Consider the following 14,100-nt stretch of genomic DNA (forward strand, 5'->3'; position numbering starts at 1 on the left):
AAAACAAGAAAAACCAGAAGAACCAAAAACGGATGATCCAAAACAAGAAAAACCAGAAGAACCAAAGACAGATGATCCCAAACAAGAAAAACCAGAAGAACCAAAAACAAATGATGAAAAGGTAGAACAACCAAAGCAAGAGAACATTCAAGTTCCAGTAGCGCAAGTAAATGAAGCGATTTTTAAGACATCTGAAAAGATGTTACAAGATGGAATTGAAAGTGATTGGGTAGCTTTAGGCCTTTCTCGTTCTGGAAAGAATGTTCCAATTGAGGCGAAATTAAATTATGTTAAGTCAGTAACTGAAAAAGTAGAAAAGCGCATTAACCGTTTTTCAGCGACAGATTTAGCTAGAACGATTATTATGATGAATGCAATGCAAGCAGACCCTACAAAGGTTGGCGAACATAATTTAGTTCAAAAATTGTACGAATCAGATAAAGTGAATTCTGTTACAGGTTATACATTTGCTTTACTTGCATTTGATACGAAGAAATATGAAGTGCCAGTGAATTCAAAATGGAATCGAGTTGCTTTAGTAGATGCGCTTTTAAACTCACAGCATACAGATGGTGGCTGGACTTACGATAGCGCAAGCAGTAAAGACAGTGCTAGTAGCGTTGATGTAACAGGTATGGTTTTATCAGCATTAGCTCCTTATCAAGAACGAGAAGATGTGAAACCCGCTGTGCAAAAGGCTGTTGCCTATTTATATAACGAACAGCTAGAAAACGGTGGTTTTTCTGCTGATGGACAAGAAAATTCTAATAGTGTTGCACAAGCAATTATTGGATTATCTCTTGTACAAGATGTAGATCAAAATCGTCTACATAAGGCAATGCAAAATCTACTGTCATACCAACTTCCAAATGGTGAATTCAAATGGTTACCAAGTGATCAAAACGGTAGCGGAATGGCTACAGAGCAAGCATTCTTAGCTTTACTTCAGTTTAAAGATCTTGGGAAATCGATTTATGACTGGTCAACTGTATCTGTTCCTGAAATTGATACGAAACCAAATGTGGATGCAGAAAATATTGTAGTAGAAAAAGAAGTTACTGAGCAACCAGAAGAACAAAAACAAGTACAACAAGAAACGAAAGATGACACGCTAAAAGTTGTTGTCGATAACGAACCGGTTAAAAGCAAAAAGTCAGGAAACGGTAGCACGTTACCAAAAACAGGAGCATCTTCTCATAGTGCAGCTACAGAAGTAGGTATGGGTGTATTATGTATTGCTTCTGCATATGTATTATGGAGACGTAAAGCAGCTTAACAAAAATTAGGAGCAATCATTTGCTCCTAATTTTTAATATGAAAGGTGAGAGACAACATGAGTAAGATGAAATGGTTTATTTCTTTAATGCTTTCACTTGGGCTACTTGCCGGGTGTGAAGAGGCAGCTGTAAAGCCTGAGAAGAAAGTAGAACCAAAGCAAGAAGAGGTAGCAAAACAAGAAGAGAAAAAAGATGAAGCGAAACCGGAAGAAAAACCGGAGGAAAAACAAGCTGAACAAGAGCAAAAGCAGCAAGAAGAGCAGAAAGAGAAACAAGAGCAAAAAGTAGAAGAGAAGCCGAAAGAAGAAAAGGCACAGGCACAACCGGAAGTAAAGAAAGAAGAGAAACCTCAGGAACAGCCTGCTACTAAGCAACCAGAACAGCAAAAAGCACAAGAAGAGAAACAACCGAAAGCGCAAGAAATAAAAGAAGAAGCGAAGGTTGTGAATCAGCCGAAAGAAACACCGAAGCAGGAGCAGAAGGTTGATCCGAATAAAGAGCAACAAGCAACTGTACCAACGCCACCAACACCGGTACCAGATCCAGTACCGCCAGTGCCAGTGCCAGATCCAGTAATACCAAAACCAAAACAAGTCACTATCTCAGTAAAAGGTGATAAAGGGTACTTATTAGGTGCGAAAAAAATGGATGTACAAGAAGGCGATACTGTTTATAAAGTATTGCAGCGTACAGGTTTAGATGTGGATGCAATGGGCTCTAAAGGTGATATTTATGTAAAAGGTATTAATGATTTATATGAAAAAGATATTACAGATACTAGTGGATGGAAATATCGTGTGAACGGTGCGTTTCCAAACCATAGTGCAGGTGTAGTAACAGTTAAACCAGGAGATACAATTGAGTGGGTGTATGTATTAAAATAAGAAAGGCATTCGGTAAAGGACTATGAAAATAAGTTTTTCTTCTTTACATCCTTTTGTGAATTTTTTCTATTATATCGGGGTGATGATACTATGTATGATGTGTCTTCATCCTCTTTTTTTAATTGGAGCAATACTATTAATCGTCATAATCAATATAATGCAAGGGAATAGTGAAAAGATAAGAAAGATGTTACCGAGCACAATCGTTTTCTTTTTTATGGTCATTTTATTTAATTCGTTATTAACACATAGAGGGCGAACTACGTTATTTTGGTTAGGTGATAGCCGTATTAAGCTTGAGGCGATTATGTTTGGAGTAGTAATGGGATTATTATTAGTTGCGATTATGTTTACGTTTGCTTCGTATAATGATATTATTTCGAGTCATAAATTTTTATATTTGTTTTCTAGAATTTCACCGAAGGTAGCATTGTTAACGATGATTACGGTGAGGTTTGTTCCTTTGTTTATGAGGCGATTACAGAAAATAACACTCGTTCAAAAAACGAAAGGTGTACAAGTAGACGCAGGTTCCATTGTAGAACGGGTGAAAAATGGTATGCAATTGCTGCAAGTATTATTAATTTGTTCATTAGAAGATGCGCTGCAAACAGCAGATTCTATGCAAGCTCGTGGATTTGGTGTAACGAAGCGTACGACATATATTCGGTATAGAATGGAAAGACGAGATTGGTATACGCTCAGTTATTTAAGTATTCTACTTATCATTGCTATTATATGTAATACGTATGGCGGGGGAAAGCTAATCATTTATCCGAAAGTCGAATCTATTCTATTTCAGCAATACGATGGAGTGATGTTCGGAGTATTTATGATGTTTATTAGTCTACCAATTATAATGGAAGGAAAGGAATGGATATGGTGGCGCATGCAGAAATAAACAATTTATCATTTGTATATGCTGATAAAAACGAATATGCGTTACAGCATATTTCTCTTTCTATTCAAAAAGGAGAGTTTATTGCACTTGCTGGAGGGTCAGGCTCTGGAAAGACGACTTTATTGAAACATTTTAAAAAGGAATTACTTCCAATCGGTACACGTTCAGGAGAAATTTTTTATGATGACGTTTTATTAGAGGAAGTACCTGATTTATTATCTGCACAAGAAATTGGTATGGTATTTCAAAATCCAGAAAATCAGCTCGTAATGGATACGGTCATTCAAGAATTAGCATTTTCTTTAGAAAATATCGGGTTACCATCACAGATTATTCAAAAACGAATAGCAGAGCTTATTAGCTTCTTAGGATTTCAAGATTTATTGCATCAATCTGTTCATACGTTATCTGGTGGACAAAAACAACTTGTCAATTTGGCTGCGGTACTAGTTATGCAGCCAAAACTATTATTATTAGATGAACCGACGGCGCAGTTAGATCCCATTGCTGCGAAAGAGTTTTTAGGATTGTTAAAACGTATTAACGAAGAACTTGGTATTACGATTGTGTTAAGTGAACATCGTTTAGATGAAGTGATCCCACTTGCTACGCGCGTTATTTGTATGAATAATGGTCAAATCGTGTATGATGGAAATCCTAAAACGGTTATCGCGAACATGTGGGAAGTAGAAAAATTCCGTCCATTTATTCCGCAAATTCCAAGATTGTTTTTAGAATGGAATGCGGAAGATATTCCGTTTACAGTGCGAGAAGCGCAAATGAAACTGAATCATTTTTCAGCGATATCATATGTGAATGAGCCAATAGCACAAAGTGAAAAGCGAGAAGTCATTTTAAGTGCAGAGCATATTTCGTTCCAATATGAAAAAAATAGTCCACTTATTTTACGAGACTTAACCGTATCGATTGAAAAAGGAAAATGGGTAGCTCTCGTTGGAAAAAATGGTACAGGTAAGTCTACACTGTTAACGATTTTAACTGGATTACAAAAAGCGAGAAGAGGGAAAGTAAAGTGGAATGGGAAAGTGATACATAAAATTGATTCGAAAGAACGATTTAAAAGGATCGGGTATGTATCGCAGCATCCGTATTATCATTTTACATTTGATACAGTGTGGGAAGAAGTGTATGAACGTGCACGAGAGTTATACGGAAAACAAGGAAAAGAAATAGCAGAAGATATGTTGAAGAAGTTTTGGTTGTATTCGCTTAAAGAACGCCATCCGCATGATTGTAGCGGGGGAGAGCAACAACTACTTGCGTTATGTACAACGTTATTATCAAAGCCGACTTTATTGTTACTTGATGAACCGACAAAGGGATTAGATCCGTGGAAAAAAGAAAGAGTAGGAGAGCTATTTAGAAAGCTGCAAAAAGAAGGTACAACAATTGTAATGGCAACGCATGATATTGAGTTTGCAGCGAAATACGTTGATCAATGTATGATGTTATTTGACGGAGCAGTCATTATGAATGACACACCGAAAGAATTTTTTAGTGGCAACTTCTTTTATACAACCTCTATTAATCGATTTATTCGAAAAGAGTTACCATATGCATTAACGTGGGAGGATGTGTACGAAGCGTGTCCAAACGATATGTTGCATTCATAATATGTATTTTTGCAGTAATAATAGGCACACTACTCTTTACTACACTTATCATGGATGGTTATTACATGTTAAGTAGTTTGTTTTTATTAGTTGTTATTATGTTGCCGTTTTATATCCGTTTTGAAAGGAAGGCGTTTGTTTCACGTGAAATTGTTCTCGTTGCTGTGTTAGCGGCAATTGCAGCAGTTAGCCGTGTACCATTTTCTATTTTACCAAGTGTACAACCGACTTCTTTTGTCATTATCGTTTCTGCAATCGTGTTTGGAAGCGAAACTGGTTTTATGATCGGTGCAACAGCAGCTATCGTATCTAACATCTTTTTAGGGCAAGGTCCGTGGACGCCGTGGCAAATGTTTTCATGGGGCATGATCGGGTTTATAGCTGGATTACTTCGTAATACATTTTTAATGAAAAAGCTATGGGGAAGGCTTCTATACGGATTGTTTGTTGGATTTTTATTTGGCTGGATTATGAACTTATGGGGGCTTCTCGGTTTCATACGTGAGGCAACGTGGGAAGCAGTCGTTTCGTATTATATTGCAAGTTTTTATTTCGATTTGAGTCATGCAATTTCGAATGTTATTTTCTTACTACTATTTAGTACGTCTTGGATTACGATTCTTACGAGATTTAAAAAGAAATACGGCATATTAGATAAGCATAACATGGCATAGAAAAGCATACTCATATAAGGTAGGGTCGCGACTTACATATTCGTTTGCCTCTTTCATGCTTCTTACACATTGTAAGGAGCATTTTTTATTGTCAAAAAATAGTCCAATATATATACGTTACTATATAAAATTATTTGTATAATAGTAGGTGAGAACTGCTTTCAAAAGGGAGGTGTATAGTTAATGAAGTTAGTTATTCCGAAGCAACACGGTGCATGGGCCATGCTCGTTATACCATTTCTATTAAGTGTCATGCTTGGGAAACCTACTATGTATCATATTCCATTGTTTTTAGCTTGGTTCTTTATCTATTTAGCTACGTATCCATTTCTTACGTACATAAAGCAAAAACGAAAAAAAGAGTACTTACATGCTGCAATTGTATATTTTATCATCGCGTTCGTATTTGGAATGATTTCTCTATTATATGAATGGCGCATTCTTTTATTCGTAGTATTCATGATTCCATTATTTATTGTAAATATGTATTACGCTCGTCAAAAAAATGAAAGAGCGTTACTAAATGACATTAGTGCGATTATTGTTTTCTGTATTGGTGGTTTAGTTAGTTATTATTTTTCAATGAAACTTATAGATAAAACAGCATTATTTATTGCGCTTATTTCATTTTTATATTTTTTAGGAAGTACATTTTATGTAAAAACGATGATTCGCGAGAAAAATAACCCGAAGTATCGTCTTATATCATGGGGGTATCATATTGTATTAACAGTCATTGTCTTTGCTATCAATCCGTGGTGTTCTCTTATTTTTATACCGAGTGTCATTCGAGCAATTATGTTATATGGCAAAAAAATTTCTATTATAAAAGTAGGGGTTTTAGAAATTGCTAATTCTGTATATTTTTTAATTATAACGGTAATAATTATGAAGTATGCCATTTGAAAAAACTTCCCACCTTATGATGGGAAGTTTTTTCAATCTTGTTCTAAAATATGAACCGTGTAATCACAGCGTTGAATAGCTTGTTCGATCGCATAAAGTGATTGTTCAATACGAGCGCGATTAAAATCTTTTTCAACAGTCTGTAGCGCTTCTTCTAAACAATGTTTTGCTTCTTGTAATGATTGAAAAGAATTTTGGACATATCCGCGAGCATTTTCGTGCATTTCATAATCCTCCTTGCATATTCATATATGTATAGTATGAACAGTAAGGAACAAAATATAATTTGTTATATTTGTTTGACAATTAGAATGAAATTACGTATAGTAAGAATTAAGTGAATATTTTCTTATCCAGAGAGGTGGAGGGACTGGCCCGATGAAACCCAGCAACCGCGATGCAGGTGCTAATTCCAGCAGAACATATTTGTTCTGGGAGATAAGACGAAGATATATACGTAACTTCTTCTTATCGGAGAGGTTTTTTTGTTGCAAAAAAACCGATTACGAAAATTTATATTAAGAAGAAAGGGGTTGCGAAGTACTGTGACACTCGAAAAATACGTAAAACTGCGTAGTACAGTTTATGAATATATGATAGAGCAAGATAAGCCAATATCATTGTTAGATATTCAAGAACATATCGTTTCGCATCATGAAGGAAAATTCACGAAAAAGATGTTACATCAATTTTATTTATCAAGACTATTAGATGAACTGAAACTGGATGGGAAAATTACATTAGCTGATGAATATCTCTATACTGAAAAAGGGGTATTTTATAAGGCGGGAAAAGGGAGCTAAGCTCTCTTTTTTTTGGAGTATGTAGCGTAAAAGACTGCTTAAGCAGCCTGATACAAGGGAATGGTGTTGAGTGTGTAGTGTCAAAGATTGAATGTGCCTGAAAGAGGCACTTCATATCGGCTGCAAATGAAAAGAGACACCTCCGCCGAATAGGTGTCAGTCGTTTTGTCATATAGACTTGCTATTTGACAGTTATTAGAATAACATGCAGGGTTTTGGAAGTCAAAAGGGAATTAAAGGAAGAGGTGTTGTTATGTACGCTTACTTACTAAATGATATAACGAAATGGATTCCTAAGTACATTATGGATAAAGGTTATGAATATTATGAAGAAGGACATGTAGAAGATGTTGAAATACAAGAAAAGAAAATATTTGCTTTTGTTACTGGAAATGCAGGAAACTATGAAGTAATGATTGATCTTGAAAATTTTACAGAAAGTAGCTGCGAGTGTCCATATGAGAATTATTGTAAGCATATGGCGGCAGTTGTTTATGATATTCAAATTGCTGGTGAGAGTACGGTGAAAGAGAAACTGAAAGATTTAGAAAAGGAAGAGTTACTTACATTATTAAATCGTTTATTACAAAGTTCGAAAAACGTGCAAATTGTAGAGAAGATGTTAAAGAAGGGGAAACTTTAACTTATAGAGGGAGTTGTTATGTAGTGAATGTACTAATTGTATACGCTCATCCTAGTCCTTCCAGTTTTAATGCGGGGATATTAAAGCATGTGCAAAAAGGATTACAAGAAACAAATCATTCGGTTACGGTACTTGATTTATATAAGGAACAATTTGATCCCGTCCTTGTATTTAATGAGGAGAAGAAAAGACGTGATTTAGTAAATGAAGAAGAGACAGCTCGGTACAGAACGTTAGTGGAAGAAGCGGATACTCTTCTCTTCATTTATCCAATATGGTGGTGGGGGATGCCAGCTGTTTTAAAAGGGTTTATTGATCGCATTTTCGTAGCTGGTTTTGCTTATAAATATGAAGGTGCCCTGCCGAAAGGCTTATTGAAAGGTAAGAAGGCATGGGTAATTAATACGTTAGACTCACCGTTATGGTACGTCGCACTACTATATCGATCAGCCGATTGGATTATAATGAAGAGAGGTGTTTTACGTTTTTGCGGCATTCGCGATGTAAAACGATCTTTTTTTCAATCTGTGAAAACGAGTAAACGAGAGAAGCGGGAAAAATGGTTATTACAAATAGAAGAAAAGGCTCGTACGTTATGAATGAAATGGAACGTATTATAAATTGTTGTCAGTATGATAACGAACTTTTTCGTACATATATTAATTGCTTAATCCAATTGAAGAAATGTAGTGAAACGTTTCAACAAATACAGATTCAATTAAGAAATGATTATTTAATAAGAGGAATTTGTGAAAGAGAAGTGGATGAGGTAGTAAGAGGAAGTAAAGAGTATGAAACGTATTTTCTTCCTAAAGCGTTACAGTGGAATTTCTTGAGGGAAAATCCACATCTGATTGAAAAAGTATGTGAAGATTTTTTTGCATTTGAGGCATTACAGCTTACGGATATAGAGTGGAAGATCGTGATAAATTGCGTGGGAAATAAGTGATTTATTATATAAAAAAGCTAGTATAAAACTAGCTTTTCGTTTAAATAAATAAGAAACATAGACTAATGATAAATCCTGCATATAGTAAGTTAACAACGCAAAATCCCATAATATCACGAGCACCTAAACCAGCTATCGCTAATGCCGGTAATGCCCAGAATGGTTGAATCAAATTCGTCCAAGCATCGCCCCACGCAATTGCCATTGCTGTTTTTGCGGCAGGTACACCAAGTTCAGCGCCAGCTGGAATCATAATTGGTGCTTGCACAGCCCATTGACCCCCACCAGATGGAACGAAAATATTAACGATTCCAGCACTTAAAAAAGTAAAGAGCGGGAAAGTCGTTTCGTTTGAAATGCTAATAAAGTAATTCGAAATAGCCCCTCCAAGTGAAAGTCCTTCACTATTCGCTCCAATCATCATCCCCATAATTCCTGCGTAAAACGGAAATTGAAGTAAAATGCCAGAAGCACTTTTCGTAGAGTCTGAAAAAGCGCGAATATATTGAATCGGAGTACGGTGGAAAATAAGTCCAGCAATTAATAACATAAAAATAACGATGTCTAGCGTAAGGTTAAAGCCTTTCGTATAAAAATAATTGAAAATATAAATGAGACCTAACAATCCAACGCAAAGTGTAATAATGATGCTATTTTCCATTTTTTCGGCGAATGTATTGTTTCCTACTTCTTGCGCGGCAGCTTCTTCATGGAATACGCTAGGATCTACCGTTATCGTATGTTTTTCATCTGGATGCATCGCTTTATTAATGAGAGGCATCGTAACGAGAAAAATAATAACTGGTACAAGTGCGTATGGTGAGAATAACGTTTCTGTTATTGGAATCGCTTCTTTAATACTTCCAGCTGTCGTTTTAATTAACGTTTCGCCGCCTGTTGCTAACGTAAGAGGAATAGAAGCAGAAAGCCCCGCATGCCAAATGAGAAATCCAGAGTAAGAAGAGGCAATGGCTAGTCTATAGTCTAATCCTTCAAGCTGCCGTGCTACTTCTTTTGCATATAAAACAGATACAACAATACCAAATCCCCAGTTTATGTATGCCCCTAGTAAACTTACGATTGAAATGGCAATAATACCTTGTCCATTCGTTTTCGGTAGTTTTGCCGCTTTCGTTAATCCTTTTTTAATGAGAGGCGCGTTTGCTAAAGCAGATCCTGTCACGAGTACAAGTGCCATTTGCATAGAAAAGGCGAGTAGTCCCCAAATGCCATTACCCCAGTGATTAATCATTTCCACAGGTGTTTGGTGAGTCGCAAACATGCCGAAGAAAATAACGAAAACAGTTAATAAACATGATAAAATAAACGGCTCTGGCAAGAAACGTTGCACTAAGGCGACGCAACCATTTGTAAAAGAACGAAACAAAATAGATCAACCTCCTTATGTATATGTATTACAATTATTCGAGGTTGATTCGTTCATAACCTTTTAGAATTAGAAAATTCTGATATTTTTGGAGGGATTGAAATATTGTCAAGAAGAGTAGTACCACCATCACCCTGACAGAAAAAGTTGCTTTTCCTCAATATGAAATATTGCATATAAAAATGAATTGATGCAAATGCAAAAGCTTATTATAATGAAAGCATAAATATACAACGCATCTTAATACAGCAAAGAGGAGGAAGTAATATGGAAATCGCAATGGCAGTTTTAAAATTTTTAGGTGGAGTAATTCCTTTAGTTCAAGAACTTTTAAAAGCGTTTATGTAAGGTTATTAGTTAGCTATCATATATCAATCATTATTATATCTTACTAAAAAAGAACGGGGTGATTTTTCTGAATAATAAGAAAAGTACCAAGAGAAGAAAGTTCCTTGCATGTTTATTAGTTAGTTTATGCACTCTTAATTATTCATCTATTTCTTTCGCAGAAACACAAGCCGGTAATGCAACTGATATAACTAAAAATGCTAGTAGTATTGATACTGGTATAGGAAATCTTAAATACAATAATCAAGAGGTTTTAGCTGTAAATGGTGATAAAGTAGAGAGTTTTGTTCCGAAAGAAAGTATCAATTCAAATGGTAAATTTGTAGTAGTGGAACGCGAGAAAAAATCACTTACAACGTCACCAGTCGATATTTCGATTATTGATTCTGTAGTAAATCGTACGTATCCAGGAGCTGTACAACTTGCCAATAAAGCATTTGCAGACAATCAACCGAGTTTATTAGTGGCTAAGAGAAAGCCTTTGAATATTAGTATAGACTTACCTGGTATGAGAAAAGAAAATACAATCACTGTTCAAAATCCGACATATGGTAATGTGGCTGGAGCAGTAGACGATTTAGTATCTACTTGGAATGAAAAGTATTCTACAACACATACGTTACCTGCAAGAATGCAATATACAGAATCTATGGTTTATAGTAAATCACAAATCGCAAGTGCTCTTAATGTTAACGCTAAATATCTTGATAACAGTCTAAATATTGACTTTAATGCGGTAGCAAATGGAGAAAAGAAAGTGATGGTGGCCGCATATAAACAAATATTTTATACTGTAAGTGCTGAACTACCAAACAATCCATCTGATCTCTTTGATAATAGTGTTACTTTTGGTGAGTTAACTCGTAAAGGAGTAAGTAATGCGGCTCCACCTGTTATGGTTTCAAATGTAGCTTATGGTAGAACGGTTTATGTAAAATTAGAAACCACATCTAAGAGTAAAGATGTACAAGCTGCTTTTAAAGCTTTACTTAAGAATAACAGCGTCGAAACGAGTGGACAGTATAAAGATATTTTTGAAGAAAGTACCTTTACTGCTGTCGTATTAGGCGGAGATGCGAAAGAGCATAACAAGGTTGTTACAAAAGATTTCAATGAAATCCGAAATATCATTAAAGATAATGCTGAATTAAGTTTTAAAAATCCAGCATACCCAATTTCATATACAAGCACTTTCTTAAAAGATAATGCAACTGCTGCTGTTCATAACAATACAGATTATATCGAGACGACAACTACAGAATATTCAAGTGCTAAAATGACACTTGATCATTACGGTGCTTACGTTGCTCAATTTGATGTATCTTGGGATGAATTCACATTTGATCAAAATGGGAAAGAAGTATTAACACATAAAACATGGGAAGGTAGTGGCAAAGACAAAACGGCTCATTACTCTACAGTTATCCCTCTTCCACCAAATTCAAAAAATATAAAAATTGTAGCAAGAGAATGTACAGGTCTTGCATGGGAATGGTGGAGAACAATTATTAATGAACAAAACGTTCCGTTAACAAATGAAATAAAGGTTTCAATTGGAGGAACAACATTATATCCAACTGCTACTATTAGTCATTAGGTTGGAGTAAAGCGCCCTGGTTATAGGGCGCTTTTTTACTTGTTTGAAAGAATATCGGTGTTTTTAGATGTATCATAATCAATTCGCAAATCTTGTAATCATATTTTTTTATGGCTGTATCAATGTTATTAATGATTGCATTTCCCATTATTAAATCCCCATAAATGTAGCCTATCTTAGGTTGATAGTGATGCATGGTGCCTCAATGTATATAAATGCATTTTGTCGAAATTATTAAAAAGGGGAATTTTTCTATTTGAAGAACTAATAATTGATTGTCAATATGTATTAGAAATCTCAATCTAAACTAAAGGAGAACAAAATGGGACAAAACAATAAGGGCTTTTCTGAAACAGGATTGCGCAAAATGCGCAATATATTGGCGCGGCATGTTGATTCTGGAAAGATTCCTGGGCTCGTCGCCTTAGTCAGCCGAAACGGCGAGACGTATGTCGAAGCGCTTGGAACAATGAGGCATGATGGTGGTGCACCAATGCGTCGGGACACGATTTTTCGATTGGCGTCCACTAGCAAGCCAATCGCAGTTTCACCAGTAATGGTTCTGCTCGATGAGTGCAAACTGCATTTAGACGACCCAGTAGACAAATGGCTACCGGAACTCGCCGACCGACAAGTGTTGAAACAGCCCGATGGCCCGCTAGAAGAGACCGTCCCAGCACGACGTCCTATCACTGTACGAGACTTGTTGACCTCCACATTCGGGCTCGGAGTGGATCTCACGTTGATGGGTTCTCCAATCATGAACGCGTTCTTCGAGAGTGGGATATTCGACACGCCAGGTCAGGATATGCCCGATCCAGATGAGTTTATGCGTCGCCTAGGTGCACTTCCGCTAAGCTATCAGCCCGGAGAGCGGTGGCAGTATCATATCAGTATAGAAGTAATCGGCGTTCTTGTTGCCAGGGTCACGGGTCAGACGTTCGAGTCGTTCTTGCGCGAACGCATATTCGATCCGCTAGGAATGAAGGACACTGGATTCTACGTACCTCAGCTCAAGATTGATCGGCTTCCACCAGCCTTCAACCCCAATCCGCAGACAGGTGAATTCATCGTTTGGGATGAGGGGGCGGGTGGACGTTACAGCAAACCTCCAGCATTCCAAGCAGGCGGTGGTGGACTGCTTGGAACCGTCGACGATTATCACGCGTATTTGCAGATGCTTTTGAATAAAGGGGTGCACGGTACTAAACGGATCTTGTCTAGGCCCGCAGTCCAGCTGATGACCACCAACCGTCTTACTCCGGAACAACAAGTATACCGAGACGATTTGGCCAAAAATAACGTCCATTTGTCGTTCGGACAAGGGATCCAAGGTGGCTGGGGCTTTGGGATGGCGGTGCGTACCTATCTTGGAGACTACGCGTCTATTGGTCAATTCGGCTGGGATGGTGGAACCGGTACTTCAGCTTACGCTGATCCAGATAAACAGTTTATTGGAATTCTGTTCACCCAGGTTGGGATGTCCACTCCGGCCCCATCGCATCTTATCCAAGACTTCTGGACCACGACCTATCAAGCGATCGAAGACTAGGGTATCGTTTAAAGGAAAACGCCAAGACGGATAGATAATCATAGGCTTGATGGCCACGATCAACACCATGGTTAAAAGTTAGGATAGGACCGTGTTGGAAGTACTGCGGTAATAGTTGGGCATTATTAATAATAGCACAACAAAAAATCCCCTTGGATGCAAGAGGATTTTTTTATTGGGAATAGTAAGGACGAGAGGAGGTGCATTACATATGGGAAAAGGTAGAAGTAATAATGCTGGTAAAAAGCAACCGAATTTCGATGATTCATCTAATTTCGCTAAACAAAGCCAACCGACAGAAAAGAAGAAGAAGTAAAAAAAGGATCTCTCTTGATAAAGAGAGATCCTTTTTTAATATATTGACGTTTCGGCACAACATATCGATTGCTCAACCAAATAGTCATTATAGTCATTCAGGCAAGGCTTAAACTCCTTCGAATGGAAGTTAATTTAATATTATTGCCCTGCTTTTTATAATGCTTCTTCACGTTTACCTTATTTAAAAAGCCAATAAAAAAAAGACACGTTTCCTAAATAAACGAGCT

The 14,100-nt window shown here is 36.9% G+C and carries 14 protein-coding genes and 1 riboswitch; of the genes, 12 read left to right on the top strand and 2 right to left on the bottom strand.

Features of this window, described 5'->3' with window-relative positions; all coding sequences use genetic code 11:
- The 6 genes from CER22_RS18250 to CER22_RS18275 all read left to right on the top strand — a co-directional run.
- Positions 1-1,276, top strand: a 1,276-nt coding sequence (locus CER22_RS18250; protein WP_088609312.1) for a prenyltransferase/squalene oxidase repeat-containing protein, incomplete at its 5' end; no start/stop codon positions are given.
- Between the two features lie 57 nt (positions 1,277-1,333).
- The gene (locus tag CER22_RS18255) at positions 1,334-2,161 is read left to right on the top strand and encodes a DUF4430 domain-containing protein (protein WP_088609313.1); all 828 of its coding nucleotides are present in this window, start codon (positions 1,334-1,336) and stop codon (positions 2,159-2,161) included.
- Positions 2,162-2,183: 22 nt separating this feature from the next.
- Positions 2,184-3,062: an energy-coupling factor transporter transmembrane component T gene (locus CER22_RS18260; RefSeq protein ID WP_088064026.1), complete on the top strand. Its 879-nt coding sequence runs from the start codon at positions 2,184-2,186 to the stop codon at positions 3,060-3,062.
- Positions 3,035-4,696 carry an ABC transporter ATP-binding protein gene (locus CER22_RS18265; protein WP_106382912.1) on the top strand — a complete coding sequence of 554 codons (1,662 nt, stop codon included), beginning with the start codon at positions 3,035-3,037 and terminating at the stop codon, positions 4,694-4,696. The genes CER22_RS18260 and CER22_RS18265 overlap by 28 nt, the downstream gene beginning before the upstream one ends.
- Positions 4,669-5,370 carry an ECF transporter S component gene (locus tag CER22_RS18270; protein ID WP_000044898.1) on the top strand — a complete coding sequence of 234 codons (702 nt, stop codon included), beginning with the start codon at positions 4,669-4,671 and terminating at the stop codon, positions 5,368-5,370. The genes CER22_RS18265 and CER22_RS18270 overlap by 28 nt, the downstream gene beginning before the upstream one ends.
- Positions 5,371-5,553: 183 nt before the next feature.
- Positions 5,554-6,276 carry a YwiC-like family protein gene (locus CER22_RS18275; RefSeq protein ID WP_088064025.1) on the top strand — a complete coding sequence of 241 codons (723 nt, stop codon included), beginning with the start codon at positions 5,554-5,556 and terminating at the stop codon, positions 6,274-6,276.
- 32 nt (positions 6,277-6,308) lie between these two features.
- Here CER22_RS18275 and CER22_RS18280 read toward each other — a convergent pair whose 3' ends face one another.
- Positions 6,309-6,500 (bottom strand): hypothetical protein, encoded by a 192-nt coding sequence (locus tag CER22_RS18280; RefSeq protein WP_000545003.1) that lies wholly within the window; start codon positions 6,498-6,500, stop codon positions 6,309-6,311.
- 122 nt (positions 6,501-6,622) lie between these two features.
- Positions 6,623-6,721: riboswitch (SAM riboswitch) on the top strand.
- Between the two features lie 40 nt (positions 6,722-6,761).
- Between CER22_RS18280 and CER22_RS18285 the strand changes: the two genes are divergently transcribed.
- From CER22_RS18285 to CER22_RS18300, 4 genes are all read left to right on the top strand, one after another.
- Positions 6,762-7,079: a hypothetical protein gene (locus CER22_RS18285; RefSeq protein ID WP_002096439.1), complete on the top strand. Its 318-nt coding sequence runs from the start codon at positions 6,762-6,764 to the stop codon at positions 7,077-7,079.
- Between the two features lie 253 nt (positions 7,080-7,332).
- Complete coding sequence (locus tag CER22_RS18290; RefSeq protein ID WP_088609314.1) at positions 7,333-7,722, top strand: SWIM zinc finger family protein; 390 nt, start codon at positions 7,333-7,335, stop codon at positions 7,720-7,722.
- Positions 7,723-7,745: 23 nt separating this feature from the next.
- Positions 7,746-8,321, top strand: a complete 576-nt coding sequence (locus CER22_RS18295) for an NAD(P)H-dependent oxidoreductase (RefSeq protein ID WP_088609315.1) — start codon at positions 7,746-7,748, stop codon at positions 8,319-8,321.
- Complete coding sequence (locus tag CER22_RS18300) at positions 8,318-8,671, top strand: group-specific protein (RefSeq protein WP_142293508.1); 354 nt, start codon at positions 8,318-8,320, stop codon at positions 8,669-8,671. Before CER22_RS18295 ends, CER22_RS18300 begins: the two co-directional genes overlap by 4 nt.
- Before the next feature lie 40 nt (positions 8,672-8,711).
- On the opposite strand, the gene CER22_RS18305 is transcribed toward CER22_RS18300, so the two are convergent.
- Complete coding sequence (locus CER22_RS18305; RefSeq protein WP_060487716.1) at positions 8,712-10,058, bottom strand: short-chain fatty acid transporter; 1,347 nt, start codon at positions 10,056-10,058, stop codon at positions 8,712-8,714.
- Between the two features lie 406 nt (positions 10,059-10,464).
- Between CER22_RS18305 and alo the strand changes: the two genes are divergently transcribed.
- Together alo and CER22_RS18325 are read left to right on the top strand one after the other, a co-directional pair.
- The gene (alo, locus tag CER22_RS18315) at positions 10,465-12,003 is read left to right on the top strand and encodes an anthrolysin O/cereolysin O family cholesterol-dependent cytolysin Alo (protein ID WP_088064022.1); all 1,539 of its coding nucleotides are present in this window, start codon (positions 10,465-10,467) and stop codon (positions 12,001-12,003) included.
- A 322-nt stretch (positions 12,004-12,325) separates the two neighbouring features.
- Positions 12,326-13,555, top strand: coding sequence for a serine hydrolase domain-containing protein (locus CER22_RS18325; RefSeq protein WP_088064021.1), 1,230 nt, complete (start codon positions 12,326-12,328; stop codon positions 13,553-13,555).
- The last annotated feature ends 545 nt before the right edge of the window (positions 13,556-14,100 follow it).

The organism is Bacillus sp. K2I17 (assembly GCF_002209985.1).
GTDB classification, from domain to species: Bacteria; Bacillota; Bacilli; order Bacillales; family Bacillaceae_G; genus Bacillus_A; species Bacillus_A wiedmannii.

Excerpts from the sequence above, each read along its gene's own strand:
- CER22_RS18255 (WP_088609313.1), top strand. The coding sequence starts at position 1,334 with ATGAGTAAGATGAAATGGTTTATTTCTTTAATGCTTTCACTTGGGCTA.
- CER22_RS18260 (WP_088064026.1), top strand. The coding sequence starts at position 2,184 with ATGAAAATAAGTTTTTCTTCTTTACATCCTTTTGTGAATTTTTTCTAT.
- CER22_RS18265 (WP_106382912.1), top strand. The coding sequence starts at position 3,035 with ATGGATATGGTGGCGCATGCAGAAATAAACAATTTATCATTTGTATAT.
- CER22_RS18275 (WP_088064025.1), top strand. The coding sequence starts at position 5,554 with ATGAAGTTAGTTATTCCGAAGCAACACGGTGCATGGGCCATGCTCGTT.
- CER22_RS18280 (WP_000545003.1), bottom strand. The coding sequence starts at position 6,500 with ATGCACGAAAATGCTCGCGGATATGTCCAAAATTCTTTTCAATCATTA.
- CER22_RS18290 (WP_088609314.1), top strand. The coding sequence starts at position 7,333 with ATGTACGCTTACTTACTAAATGATATAACGAAATGGATTCCTAAGTAC.
- CER22_RS18300 (WP_142293508.1), top strand. The coding sequence starts at position 8,318 with ATGAATGAAATGGAACGTATTATAAATTGTTGTCAGTATGATAACGAA.
- CER22_RS18325 (WP_088064021.1), top strand. The coding sequence starts at position 12,326 with ATGGGACAAAACAATAAGGGCTTTTCTGAAACAGGATTGCGCAAAATG.